This is a genomic window from Sporosarcina sp. AD_1 (assembly GCF_057373025.1).
The window spans coordinates 366608-379788 of record NZ_JBPVIR010000004.1; the positions used below are offsets into that span (position 1 = coordinate 366608).

9 protein-coding genes are annotated in these 13181 nt (G+C 48.0%); 2 read left to right on the forward strand and 7 right to left on the reverse strand.

Annotation, left to right across the window (positions count from 1 at the left end):
* Positions 1-14 precede the first annotated feature (14 nt).
* The 3 genes from ACSW3C_RS10300 to ACSW3C_RS10310 form a co-directional block, all read right to left on the reverse strand.
* Positions 15-1493, reverse strand: a complete 1479-nt coding sequence (locus tag ACSW3C_RS10300; protein ID WP_486562452.1) for an aldehyde dehydrogenase family protein — start codon at positions 1491-1493, stop codon at positions 15-17.
* Between the two features lie 168 nt (positions 1494-1661).
* On the reverse strand, positions 1662-3518 hold the full coding sequence (locus tag ACSW3C_RS10305) for an SEC-C metal-binding domain-containing protein (RefSeq protein ID WP_486562453.1): 1857 nt from the start codon (positions 3516-3518) through the stop codon (positions 1662-1664).
* Between the two features lie 87 nt (positions 3519-3605).
* Positions 3606-5141, reverse strand: a complete 1536-nt coding sequence (locus tag ACSW3C_RS10310) for a DHA2 family efflux MFS transporter permease subunit (protein WP_486562556.1) — start codon at positions 5139-5141, stop codon at positions 3606-3608.
* A gap of 221 nt (positions 5142-5362) precedes the next feature.
* Here ACSW3C_RS10310 and ACSW3C_RS10315 point away from each other — a divergent pair, with 221 nt between their 5' ends.
* Positions 5363-6256, forward strand: coding sequence for a TetR/AcrR family transcriptional regulator (locus ACSW3C_RS10315; protein WP_486562454.1), 894 nt, complete (start codon positions 5363-5365; stop codon positions 6254-6256).
* A gap of 69 nt (positions 6257-6325) precedes the next feature.
* Positions 6326-7117 carry a TIGR00266 family protein gene (locus ACSW3C_RS10320; RefSeq protein WP_486562455.1) on the forward strand — a complete coding sequence of 264 codons (792 nt, stop codon included), beginning with the start codon at positions 6326-6328 and terminating at the stop codon, positions 7115-7117.
* 46 nt (positions 7118-7163) lie between these two features.
* Here ACSW3C_RS10320 and ACSW3C_RS10325 read toward each other — a convergent pair whose 3' ends face one another.
* From ACSW3C_RS10325 to ACSW3C_RS10340, 4 genes are all read right to left on the reverse strand, one after another.
* The gene (locus ACSW3C_RS10325; RefSeq protein WP_486562456.1) at positions 7164-8483 is read right to left on the reverse strand and encodes a YjiH family protein; all 1320 of its coding nucleotides are present in this window, start codon (positions 8481-8483) and stop codon (positions 7164-7166) included.
* A gap of 84 nt (positions 8484-8567) precedes the next feature.
* Positions 8568-9821, reverse strand: a complete 1254-nt coding sequence (hutI, locus tag ACSW3C_RS10330; protein ID WP_486562458.1) for an imidazolonepropionase — start codon at positions 9819-9821, stop codon at positions 8568-8570.
* The gene (gene hutU, locus ACSW3C_RS10335; protein WP_486562459.1) at positions 9818-11491 is read right to left on the reverse strand and encodes a urocanate hydratase; all 1674 of its coding nucleotides are present in this window, start codon (positions 11489-11491) and stop codon (positions 9818-9820) included. Before hutU ends, hutI begins: the two co-directional genes overlap by 4 nt.
* A gap of 221 nt (positions 11492-11712) precedes the next feature.
* Entirely contained in the window at positions 11713-13143 is a 1431-nt protein-coding gene (locus tag ACSW3C_RS10340; protein ID WP_486562461.1) for a helix-turn-helix transcriptional regulator, read from the reverse strand.
* Positions 13144-13181: the final 38 nt, after the last annotated feature.

A 13181-nucleotide genomic window follows, 5' to 3' on the forward strand; every position in this document is an offset into this window, starting at 1 on the left:
TGATGAACGGAACATTACTCCGTATCAATTTGGGCGCGCTGCAGCTTGCCGCTGAAGTCCACGTAAATGCTCTTCCACTCTGTGAACACATCCAGTGCGGCGACACCCGAATCCCGATGTCCGTTTCCTGTGCCCTTCGTCCCCCCGAACGGCAAATGGATTTCCGCGCCTGTCGTTCCGGCATTGACGTACACGATGCCAGTATCCAGATCTCGCTGCGCTTTGAAGATCGTATTCACATCTTTGGAAAAGATAGAACTCGACAAGCCGTACAGGACACTGTTGTTCACTTCAATCGCTTCATCAAGGCTTCCGACTTCAATTAAAGAAACGACCGGACCGAAGATTTCCTCCTGTGCCAGGCGGCTGTCCCACTTGACGTCCGTGAACAACGTCGGTTCAAAGTAGTGGCCGTTCGCCATTTCTCCTTCATTCAGCACATTGCCGCCCGCGATAAGCTTGGCCCCTTCTTCTTTCCCGATTTCGACGTACTTTTGAATCTTTTCGATGGCTTTTCCGTTAATGACAGGACCCACCTTGACGGACTCGTCCAAACCATTTCCGATGGATAAGGTTTTCATCGCCTCTTGAAGCTTCTGCTCCAGCTCTTCCTTTACATCTTTATGCACGATGACCCGGCTGCATGCCGTACAACGCTGACCCGCTGTACCAAATGCACTCCAAAGGATACCTTCTACGGCCAGATCCAAATCGGCATCATCCATGACGATGACCGCATTTTTGCCGCCCATTTCAAGGGATACTTTTTTCAGATGGCGCCCGCCCGTTTCAGCAACATGGCGGCCTGTTTCTGTCGAACCGGTAAAGGAGATGACGCGGACATCCGGGTGTTCAATCATTGCCGTACCGACTTCCGAGCCGGACCCGAAGACGATATTGGCCACGCCTGCTGGCAAGCCGACTTCCTCGAAAATAAGAGCCATTTCATAGGCCATCATTGGCGTCTCTGTGGCAGGCTTCCAAACGAATGTATTCCCCGCGACCATCGCAGGAAACGACTTCCACGTAGCGATGGCTACCGGGAAATTCCACGGTGTGATCAGCCCGACAACACCGATTGGCGCCCGGACGCTCATTGCAAATTTATCCATCAATTCGGAAGGCACGGTTTCACCGAACAGCCGGCGACCTTCACCCGCCATATAATAGGCCATGTCGATGCCTTCCTGCACTTCCCCGCGTGCTTCCTCGATCACTTTCCCCATTTCCTTAGTCAGTACTTGTGAGAGATGTTCCTTCTTTTCCTTCATGATATTGCCGATTGCATATAAGTAATCTGCCCGTTTCGGTGCTGGCACGAGCGCCCATTTCTTCTGGGCCTCCTTCGCCGCCTGAACGGCCAGAGCGACATCTTCCTTTGTGGACAGACGCACTTGCGCCAGTTCTTCTCCAGTCGCCGGGTTCGTGACCGCTGTATATTTCGCTCCCCCACCGTCTTGCCATGAACCTCCGATGTAATTGTTCAATTGCATTACAACATTCCCCTTTCCCTCTCGAACTTTTTGAAACCGCTTTCAGTTACTCTATTTCGACACAAACTAGCGGAATCCTTCCTTATTTCTGAAATAAACAGTAAATCAGATGATTATTTTTATTCGAACCAAAAAAAGCAAGGAAGCGCTTAGCTCCCCCGGCTTATTTCATAGTAAACTCCAAATATACATGGCCTCATCCAAACTTCCAGGCTCGATCACAAGATGATCCGGGTAGGGAAATTTAGGCATGTCATTTTCAATTAGATGGTCGACGTATGGATTCTCTAACTTCGCTTTTTCAAAAAGGGCTTCAACTTTTTTATTCCACCCATCATTCCGGCTAAGTTCCAGCTTCCATTTCAAAAAAGAAAGCGTAGGATCTGGTAATTCCGATTCATACATGTGAATGAGTTCGTCCGCCCTCTTCCAATCTCCACCTCTCAGACGCGAAGAAATGGCCAAATAGTGAGCGCCTTGCTGATCACTCGGATTTATCTCAACCAGCTTTTCAAAGCAAGCCGCCGCCTCGCCAAAGCGATCTTCTTCATACTGGAGTACGCCCAGCATGAAAAGAGCACGCATATACCGCCGGTTTGTCACTAATGCCCATGGGATTTCAACTGGTTCAAATGTTTTTTCACCGAGCTGCACCGCCTTTTCAATAAGGCTTTCTGCATCTTTCACATCCATGGAAAGTTCCGCTAAGAGCAAATGCACATCCACAGACTCAGGATCCAGTTTCCCAGCTTCTCGAATCAATACCTCCACTTTCTCAACATCAGGGAATGCAGCGTACGCATCATAGCAAAGCATCTGGGCCCGGTCGGCATCTGATTCGGGAATAAATGACCGGTTTCCCTCCTCCATGAAATACTGATTCAACGCCTCCAATGAATCAAATTCGAGCTCTGCTGATTTGTGATACATTTCCCAGTTCATTCGTTCGGTCGTATATGGGTGGAGTCCAATCTGATAATTGATTTGCGGCTGCTCCTTAGTCACCATCTCCTCTTCGGCCTTGTTGAGGATCTCGTACATCGGATCAATATGCTTTGTCATGGAAGATACGGATATTCCAAACAATGCTGCGATGTCTTTTTGTGTGAAATGCTTTGCCCCCAGCAAGCCCTGGTCATAAAGCACTTTGAATGTAGCAGCGGCCACACCTTCATGTTTTCTGACGACTGGATTGCATTCTTTGTAATATGCCATGAGTAATGCTGGTCCAAATTCCAGCGCCACTTTTCCACCGCCGTGGGCTTTCAGCTGTTCCTCCAGCAAAACAAAGGCTTGTAGCTGGTCCGGCTCAACTAATTCCTCTAGCGTCATTTCCAAAACTCCATTGATCATTTTATAAATATCGGCGAAATGCGTACGGTAGAACTCACGGCTGTTCGACAAGCCGCTTTCCTCCGCCATCTTGCTTTGCTTTGACTCTATCAAATTATTTGGAGATTGAAATTGCTGAAGACCGTCAATGATGCGAATTCCGTTTTCCGAAAGTTCTTTGTCCCGCAAGGCTATGCTGAATAAATAATATCCTTCTTTCGGCGGCACCTCCATATATGCCATCTGTTCAAACTCATACATGCTGTCTTCAAGCAATTGTTCGCATATAATTCGCCCACCCTTGACACTCGTCACTTTAGCTAGCAAAACGATCGGCTGTCGCCAGCTTTCCAGTATCTTTCTCGTCACAGGGCGAAGCGGCGTATTCAGCCATTTCATCAAATGCCGATTCCAAAGATCCTCCCGTTCAATGAACATATAGGCATCTAACATGGTATTTTCCGAATCCTCTTTATCATCCATCTGGCCGACTTTTCGTTTCCACTCACGGCCATATTGATCTAAATCGTTAAAATCCACGTTATTCTGAAGTCCACTTTCAAAATAACTTCGAATTACCCGTTCCGTTTCTTCTTGCACGAGCTGTTCGTTTGTGACTGATTCTTTCTGCGCACAGCACTTTTTATATTTCTTACCACTGCCGCAAGGGCATGGTTCGTTACGTCCAATCACACTACCACTTCCTTCTTCTGGATGCTCTATTACTCATTCTACATCACGAATTGATTTCCCTTCCTACAAAAAAACCGTGCAGGAAGATTACTCCTGCACGGGTTGGGTTTTAGGATCAAATGTTTCTTTTACCGCCGGTGATTTTGCAGCATTAAAAGTTGGCGGTTTCACCCGCTTGATGAAAAGTGTCAAAACCAGCCCGGCAACCGCAATGAGTGTCGAGATGAAGAAGGAGTGGTTAATTCCATCGAGCATCGCCTGCAACCCGATTTCCTTCTGCATGGCCAATGCTTCCGCCTGGTCAGTCGGCATCTGGCCGCTCGCCATCGCTTGTTGTGCCAGTTCTTCCCCTGATTTCTCCATGCGCTTTGTCATAATAGTAAGCAGGAGGGCCGACCCGATAGCTCCTGACACTTGCTGAATCGTATTATTGATGGCTGTACCGTGAGGATTTGATTTCATTGGCAGCTGGTTCAAGCCATTTGTCATGATTGGCATCATAACCATCGACATTCCGAACATCCGAATTGTATAAAGGGCCATCAAATAGTAGTACCCTGAATCCAACTGGAGACGGCTTAAGTAGAATGTGCTGGCAATCGTAATGACAAGTCCCGTTATCGCAATGAATTTCGGGCCGTACTTATCAAAAATCCGCCCAGTAATCGGCGCCATGCCGCCCATAACGATAGCACCCGGCAACATGAGTAGACCTGCATCGAATGGCGAGATGCCCCGGACATTCTGTACGTACAGCGGTGTCAAAATCATACCAGAGAACATCGCGACAGACATAATCATCGAAATGATCGATGCAAGTGCGAACATCGAATGCTTGTAAATTTTGAAATCAAGCAACGGCTCCTTCATGCGAAGCTGGCGGAAGATGAAGATGAGCAGCGATACTGTGCCGATTGCAATTGTTCCATAAACGATTGGCGAACCCCAGCCTTTATCCCCTGCCGAACTGAAACCATAGAGCAAACCGCCGAAGCCGATGCTTGAGAAGATAAGTGAACCAACATCAAGACGAACTTCACGATTCGGGGTAATGTTTTTGAGTTTGAAAATCGCGAGCAGAATGGAGATAATCCCAAACGGCAGAACAATTTCAAACAGCGTGCGCCACGAGTAATGTTCTACAATCCACCCTGACAATGTCGGTCCAATTGCCGGAGCTGTAAACATAACTAGACTGAAAAGTCCCATCGCAGAGCCCCGTTTTTCAATCGGAAAGGCAACGAGCATAACGTTCATCAATAGCGGCATCATCAATGCCGAACCTGACGCCTGGATCATCCGCGATAATACGAGCAGTCCGAATGACGGCGCGACGATCGCAAGTCCAGTACCAAGAGAAAACAGGAGCATCGCCGTGATGAACAGCTTCCTATTTGTAAACTTCTGAACGAAGAAGGCACTTGCCGGAATCATGATTCCGTTCACGAGCATGAAGCCCGTTGTCAGCCATTGGACAGCAGATGGCTTGACCTGAAACTCATTCATGATGGAAGGCAGTGCAATATTTAATAATGTATTGTTCAAAATCGCAACGAAGGCCCCGAAGAACAGAATGGCAATCATTCCATACGGCGGCTTTTCATGCATTTTTTTAATATCCATTTCCAAGCTTGATTCCCCCATATCTATTTAACATGATTGTACCTTGCGTACAACATTTCTACATTTTATACCGTCAGTCCAAAATAATCAATTGTAGAAATCGCTTTCATCCAAAAAAACTTTTAATAATTGATATTACAAGCTTTTCACACTAGAATATAGTTAGACTCACAGTACAAAACTACAGATTCCTACCTTATGGAACATGGGGGATTATATAAATGAACGAACGCAAACTTCATGTACTTCTTACTGCACAGCGCCTATTTGTTGAAAAAGGCTTTAATTCGACTTCCGTTCAGGACATTATCGAGGAAGCCCGTATTTCAAAAGGAACATTCTATAATTATTTCACGTCCAAAAACGAATGCTTGATGGCGATTTTGGAATTCGCCCATGAAGAGTCCACTATTCGCAGACGGGAACTGCTCATTGGCCAGCGGAAAGATGACAAGATGATTTTAGCTGAACAGGTTTTAATTCGGATGCATATTAACCGGGAACGGAATTTATTGCCGATTTTTGAAGCCGTGTTTTATTCAGGAGATGAGGAACTGAGACAGTTCGTCACTTCCTATCATTTAGAAGAACTGAATTGGATTTCTTCCCGTTTGATTGATGTATATGGTGAACCGGCCCGTCCCTATACGATGGAATGCGCCATTATGGTTTTAGGGATGATCAAGCAGCTGATCCATTTTTGGAATGCTTATTCAAAAGAGTCGCTGGATATCAATAAACTCGTCCATTTCGCCATTAGACGTGTGGATGCCATCATCTTTGACATGATAGAGCACAACGATACGTTGCTCGGTTCTGATGTACAAGCTGCCGTCAGTTCCGCTGTTAAAAGCCCTGGTGATATTAAAGAACAACTCCACGATAAGTTGCAGTACTTTCGTAAATCTTTAGCAAAAGAGAAGCACTTGGAGGGACTGGAGTATGTGGATTACTTGCTGAATGAACTCGAGCAACCCAACAAGAAGCAGCATATTATGGAAGCCGTCGCCCGTTCCTTCCGCGAGTTATTCAGCAAGGAAGGGCCTCACACGCTGCATGCAAATGAAATCGCTAATTTACTATGGCAATATATTGATTTGGAAGCAATAAAATAATTAATCAAATGAAACCTTTCTCTTTCCCCAGCGTAGATTGACTACCAAATATGAACTGGGAGGTTCACTATGAACAATCACGAAATCGACTACAAGCTTTACGGGGATGACATGCAATTTGTAGAAGTGGAATTGGATCCTCATGAAACGGTCGTTGCAGAAGCTGGTTCCCTCATGATGATGCAGGACGGTATTGAAATGGAGACCATCTTTGGCGATGGATCCGGCGGAGGCGGCGGTTTGATGGGGAAATTGATGGGAGCAGGAAAACGGCTGATTACAGGCGAAAGCTTATTCATGACGACCTTCACGAATACAGGCTCCGGCAAGAAGCATGTCTCCTTCGCTGCTCCTTATCCGGGAAAAATCATTCCTGTCGATTTAAGCCAATATAGCGGAAAAATAATCTGTCAAAAAGACGCTTTCCTTGCTGCGGCCAAAGGGGTTTCTGTCGGCGTAGAGTTCCAGCGCAGACTGGGTGCTGGCTTCTTCGGCGGAGAAGGTTTCATCATGCAAAAGCTTGAAGGGGACGGAATGGCCTTTATCCATGCGGGAGGAACGATTGTCGAAAAGACGCTTGCTCCAGGAGAAATGCTGCGTGTCGATACAGGCTGCCTGGTTGCCATGACGCAGGACGTCGACTATAACATCGAAATGGTGAAAGGTGTAAAAACGGCTTTATTCGGAGGGGAAGGATTGTTCTTCGCTACTCTGCGCGGTCCCGGAAAAGTCTGGATCCAGTCGTTGCCATTCTCCCGTCTTGCCAGCCGCGTTTTCGCTGCAGCACCTGGAACTCCAGGCGGCTCTAAGGATGAAGGCAGTATTGCAGGCGGATTGTTCAATATGTTGGGCGGAAAATAAAAAGAGAGACATCCGGTACGCATGGAGCGGCCGGATGTCTCTTTAGTTATAGCAATAAAAAGGCAATTGGTGTCACGATAATAATTGTCAGAATGACCCGCTGTACCCAAATGGCTAGCAATTGCGGGATTGAAATCGGGATCTCCGTCGACACGATACATGGCACGACTGCTGAGAAGAAGATGATCGACGAGACGGATACAACCGCGATGACAAATTTGACGACGAGCGCCGATTCTACGACGAGCATCGCCGGCAGGAACATTTCTGCAATGCCGAGCGCACTTGCTTTTGCTACAAGCATCGGTTCCGGCAGCTGCAACGCCCATGTGAACGGATAAAAAATATAGCCAATCCAATCAAACACCGGCGTGAATTCCGCTAACACCAGACCAAGCAGCCCAATGGATAGGATGGACGGCAAGATGGCCATCGCCATGAGCAAGCCGTCGCGCACATTCATGACGATGTTCTGCCCGAACGATGGCGCCTTGGATACTGTCTCCATCGCCTCGCTCCAAGCTGCTGCAAACCGCTTCCCTTCCGGCTTCACTTCTGGCTGCGGCGTTGAACCTTCGTAATATTCATCCTTGATGGAACGGAGCGGCCACAAATGAACAGTGATGGCCGTCACGATGAATGTGACAACGAGCGTTACCCAGAAATAAAGGTTCCACATGCTCATTAAATCGAGTGTTTTCGCCACAACCACCATGAACGTTGCTGAAACAGTCGAAAATCCCGTTGCGATGATGGCCGCTTCTTTTGCGGTATATTTCCCCTCTTTGTAAACCCGATTGGTAATGAGCAGCCCTAATGAATACGAACCGACGAATGAGGCGACGGCATCAATCGCAGAGCGGCCCGGCGTCCGCCAGATTGGCCGCATCACAGGCTGCACAAGAACTCCAACAAACTCCAGCAAGCCGTACCCGACTAACAGCGCCAAGAACACAGCGCCAATCGGAACGAGCAAGCCAACAGGAATTACAAGTTTATTCAATAAAAACGGTCCCATGCCCGGTTCAAACAGCCAAGCCGGCCCGATATTGAATATGAGCATAATGCCGACAATCAAGCCGATGACTTTGAAAAACGAGAAAATCATATTAACCTTCGATTTTTTCCATGTTCCAGAAGCAAACGGATAGACAGCACCAGCCAAAATGACTAACAATGCATAATACGGCAGCGCACCAGCTGCATTTGTCTGAATCCACGTCACAATATGGTCGAGCATGATCGAATTCTTCTCACCAATTGTAATGGGCACAAAAAACATGAATGCCCCGATTGCACTGAACACAAAAAACTTCCACATCCCCGGAGTTGAACGGGTTTTCACACTTTCCTGCAATTGAGCCATCTTCCTCACCCCTCATTTGAATATTCAATCTTCTCTTGTTACAAGAAAGCCGTGAATGATTCTCCCGCCATTCACGGCTATTTCTTACCCTACAACCCGTTTCCCTTTCTTCCACACTTGCCCGACATGGTTCACGCCGAACAAATACTGCAATTCTTGATAGTTGGACACATTCCACAGGACTACGTCGCCTTGTTTGCCAACTTCCAACGAACCGACCTTCTCCTCCATGCGAATGGCGCATGCCGCATTCATTGTTGCAGCAACAAGCGCTTCCGCCGGTGTGAGACGCATTGCTATGCAAGCCAGATTCATGACGAGCGGCATTGACGTAGTCGGCGATGAACCTGGATTGCAATCCGTCGAAATGGCGACCGCCACCCCTTCATCAACCATCTGGCGCCCTTTCGCCGCTTCTTCCCTTAGGAACAGCGCTGTCGCAGGCAATAAACATGCAATAACACCGGCTTCCGCCATATTCCGAATCCCTTCATCGGACGCTTTCAATAAATGCTCCGCCGAAATCGCACCGACTTTCGCAGCAAGCTCCGCCCCGCCATACGATTCAATTTCATCCGCATGGATTTTCGGGATCAACCCGTACTTCTTCCCAGCTTCCAGAATCCGCTCCGATTGCTCCGGAGTGAACACGCCGACTTCGCAGAATACGTCGTTGAAAACGGCTAACTTCTCTTCCGCTACGACTGGAAGCATGTCATTGATAATGCTAGTAATATATTCTTCTTCATTCCCTTTATATTCTTGCGGAACGGCATGTGCCGCCATGAATGTCGACACTAGGTCGATCGGATGAAGCTCCTTCAGCCGTTTCATCGTCCGCAACTGCTTCAGCTCTGTTTTGAGGTCAAGTCCATAGCCGCTTTTCCCTTCCACTGTTGTGACGCCATGCGCGAGGAATGAATCCAGGCGCCTGGAAGCTTGCTCGATCAAGTCATCCTCTGTCGCTTCCCGCGTCATACGGGTTGTCGCGTGGATACCGCCGCCCGCATTCATGATATCCATATACGTGGCGCCTTCCAGACGCATTTCAAATTCCCGTTCTCTGCTGCCGCCGAAGACGACATGAGTATGAGGATCAACGAGACCTGGCGTGACAAGGCGTCCTGTCGCATCGACCACTTCCGCTTCCTTGGAACGCTCCCCATACTTGCGTTCCAGTTCTTCCGTTGTGCCAACTGCTTGAATGACACCTTCTTCTATCCATACACTGCCATCTTCAATAATGCCGAGCTCCGACATATCCTTGCGTTTTCTCGGACCGTTCTCTCCGCGAATTGTCGCTAACTGTGCTGCATGTTTAATCCAAACTGGTTTCAATAATTCTCACCTTCCAGCATTGGGATGTGAACCCCTTTTTCTTTCGCCGTCTTAATGGCGAGTTCGTATCCTGCATCGACATGTCGCGCGATCCCCATACCAGGGTCTGTCGTCAAGACGCGTTCCAAACGCTCTTCCGCTTCCTTCGTGCCGTCCGCGACAATGACCATACCGGCGTGCTGCGAATATCCCATACCTACGCCGCCCCCGTGGTGGACCGACACCCATGTCGCCCCTCCGACCGCATTGATCATCGCGTTTAGAATCGGCCAGTCGGATACAACATCGGAACCGTCCTTCATCGCTTCGGTCTCGCGGTTTGGCGAGGCGACAGAACCGGAATCGAGATGGTCACGGCCAATGACGATTGGCGCACTGATTTCACCACTTGCAACCATGTCGTTGATAATCTTTCCGAAGCGTGCCCGTTCACCGTAACCGAGCCAGCAGATCCGGGAAGGCAAGCCTTGGAACTGGATTTTCTCCTGCGCCATTTTAATCCAATTACATAAATGTTTATTATAGCTAAATTCACGAAGAATCACTTCATCCGTCTTCCGGATATCTTCCGGATCCCCGGATAATGCCACCCAGCGGAAAGGCCCTTTTCCTTCGCAGAACTGCGGGCGGATGTAAGCTGGAACAAATCCAGGGAAATCAAACGCACGGTCGACTCCTTCGTCCTTCGCCACTTGGCGTATGTTATTTCCATAGTCGAATGTAATTGCGCCTTTATCCATCATGTCGATCATGGCTGCTACATGCCTTGCCATCGATGCTTTGGAACGTTTCACATACTCTTCCGGATTTGATGCGCGTAGCTCAGACGCTTCGGCAAGTGTCATGCCGGAAGGAATATACCCATTGAGCGGATCATGTGCCGATGTTTGGTCCGTCAGAACATCCGGATTGAAACCGCGAGCGAGCATCTCAGGCAGGAGGTCTGACGCATTGCCAAGCAGTCCAATTGACAGTGCCTTTCCTTCCTTCTTAGCTTCTTCTGCTAAACGGATCGCTTCATCCAAGGAATCCGTTTTAACATCCGTGTATCTTGTTTCGATGCGTCGGTCGATCCGCGTCTCATCCACTTCCACCGCGATACAGACGCCGCCTGCCATTGTCACGGCAAGTGGCTGAGCTCCGCCCATGCCGCCAAGGCCAGCCGTCAGCGTGATGGTTCCTTTCAGAGAGCCTCCGAAATGCTGTTTCCCAAGTTCCGCAAACGTCTCATAGGTTCCTTGCACAATCCCTTGCGAGCCGATGTAAATCCAGCTACCCGCCGTCATTTGGCCGTACATCATCAGGCCTTTCTTATCTAGCTCATGGAACGTATCCCAATTCGCATACGCCGGAACAATATTCGAATTCGCAATCAAGACGCGCGGTGCGTTTGCGTGGGTTTTAAAAATGACGACTGGCTTTCCGGACTGGATGAGCAACGTTTCATCATTCTCCAGCTCCTTCAGCGACCGGACAATCGCGTCGAAACTCTCCCAATTCCGCGCCGCCTTGCCGATGCCGCCATAGACAACGAGATTTTCCGGATGCTCCGCCACGTCAGGATGCAGATTATTCATCAACATCCGAAGCGCCGCTTCCTGCTGCCATCCTTTCGTATTCAATTCTGTCCCCCTGTATTGAACTACCTTCTCCATTGTATCCGCTTTCATTTTTGACGACCCCCTTTTTTCGTTACTTTCATTCTATAGGTAATGTTCGGTTAATTGTTTATATTATTTTATTATTACTTATACTTTTACAATCATTTTAGATGATTTTTATATATTATTTCACATTCTTACACAATATCTCTATCCATTTTGTTCTTTCATAGACTTGTAGCCTTTCTAAGCTGAAAAATAGAAAAGGCGAGGATAGAACCTCGCCGCTGTTACCGGTTTCTATATTGATTTGGGGTTAGCCCTGTCTTCTCCTTAAACCGCCTGCTGAAATATGGCGCATGTGTAAATCCGGTTGCCTTGGCGACATCCGCAATCGAAAGATCTGTTTCTTTCAATAAACGGGCGGCTTCCTCCACCCTTTTTTTCAGCAAGGAGTCACTGAATGACTCTCCTGCCTCGTTCGAATACTTCCGGCTCAGCGTGCTCTTATGCATATTCAATTCTTCCGCACAAGCAGCGAGGCTCCACGAGGCATTCCAATAATTTAAGGCAATGCGCTCCCTCACTTTTTCTTCGACAAGCGTTGAGTGCCTCGAAACGATCTGTGCTGTTCCGAAAAGCGTAGTGACAAATGTGATGAACGACTCGACGATCCGGTAAACGACAGGCTCCCTGATGATCGTTTCGAATAGGGTTAAATAGGCACTCTCCGCCGCCTCCGATATGAGTGATTTTGATGTCATGTAACGTCGCACTTGTGCCAAGATGCTCGTCAAACGTATCCTTACCATCTCCGGGTTCGGGTACGGTGCGGATAACGTCAGGAAATCTTGCTCCATCCAACTTCTAATTTCGGCCGATTGCTGTTTCTCCAACATCTCAATCCATTTCCTCTGTTCAAGAGGCGATAAAAATGGATCCAGATCCCGCCAATGGACGTCTTCCTTCTCCAACGTAAGAATGTCGTACCCGTCATAAAAAATCCGTTCGTGAAACCGGCGCATTTTCCTATACAGCTCACGATAGCTGATCCGCTTTGTTCCTTCATGCAAATAGATCGTCAAAAGCGTATTCGACTGGTATTTCCATTCAGAGAAGAAGGCGCGGTATGCTTCCAGAAGTTCAGCAGAATCTTTCATTTCATGGACAAGGAGAACAAAATCCGAAAATGGAAACACATCATAACGAGTCGGAAAATCGTACCTTTCCAGTTCTCTCACGAGATAATGCAGCTTATCCAGATGAGACGGGGCGATCAAGCCAATAAGCAATAAGCGGTCTGGGTACGTATTGCCCACTAGAAAGTCTTCATAGGAGAGGGGTAGGTCGGATTTGTCCTGCCGTTTCAGCTGCACTTTTTCATTGCGCCGCCGAAACCGAAGCTGCTGGACATGCGATATGAGCCGCTCCGGCTGCAACGGCCTAAACAGGATATCTTCCGCTTTCATGGACAGAGCCTCGTATACGGTCTGAAAAGTACGTTCTGATGAAAGGCCAAGCCATTCCACATGAGCAGGTATGGTCATTTTCCCTTCGGTAATGAACTTCATATCAATAATATAGAAATCGGCCTCATGCATCCATTTCAAATCTGCTGCTTGCTCTGCGATCGATACTTGCATATCATTCCATTGCGATGTGAGCAGCCATTTCAACCCTTGTGCTTCCAGTGGGTCATGAAGAAGCATATAGATGTGCATCATTTCACCTTCGTTTTACTTGAGATTCGAAACTCGTT

What these genes read in the sequence shown, in the direction of transcription:
- ACSW3C_RS10315 (WP_486562454.1), top strand. Translation starts at nt 5,363, where the DNA reads ATGAACGAACGCAAACTTCATGTACTTCTTACTGCACAGCGCCTATTT.
- ACSW3C_RS10300 (WP_486562452.1), bottom strand. Translation starts at nt 1,493, where the DNA reads ATGCAATTGAACAATTACATCGGAGGTTCATGGCAAGACGGTGGGGGA.
- ACSW3C_RS10320 (WP_486562455.1), top strand. Translation starts at nt 6,326, where the DNA reads ATGAACAATCACGAAATCGACTACAAGCTTTACGGGGATGACATGCAA.
- ACSW3C_RS10325 (WP_486562456.1), bottom strand. Translation starts at nt 8,483, where the DNA reads ATGGCTCAATTGCAGGAAAGTGTGAAAACCCGTTCAACTCCGGGGATG.
- ACSW3C_RS10310 (WP_486562556.1), bottom strand. Translation starts at nt 5,141, where the DNA reads ATGGATATTAAAAAAATGCATGAAAAGCCGCCGTATGGAATGATTGCC.
- ACSW3C_RS10340 (WP_486562461.1), bottom strand. Translation starts at nt 13,143, where the DNA reads ATGCACATCTATATGCTTCTTCATGACCCACTGGAAGCACAAGGGTTG.
- hutU (WP_486562459.1), bottom strand. Translation starts at nt 11,491, where the DNA reads ATGAAAGCGGATACAATGGAGAAGGTAGTTCAATACAGGGGGACAGAA.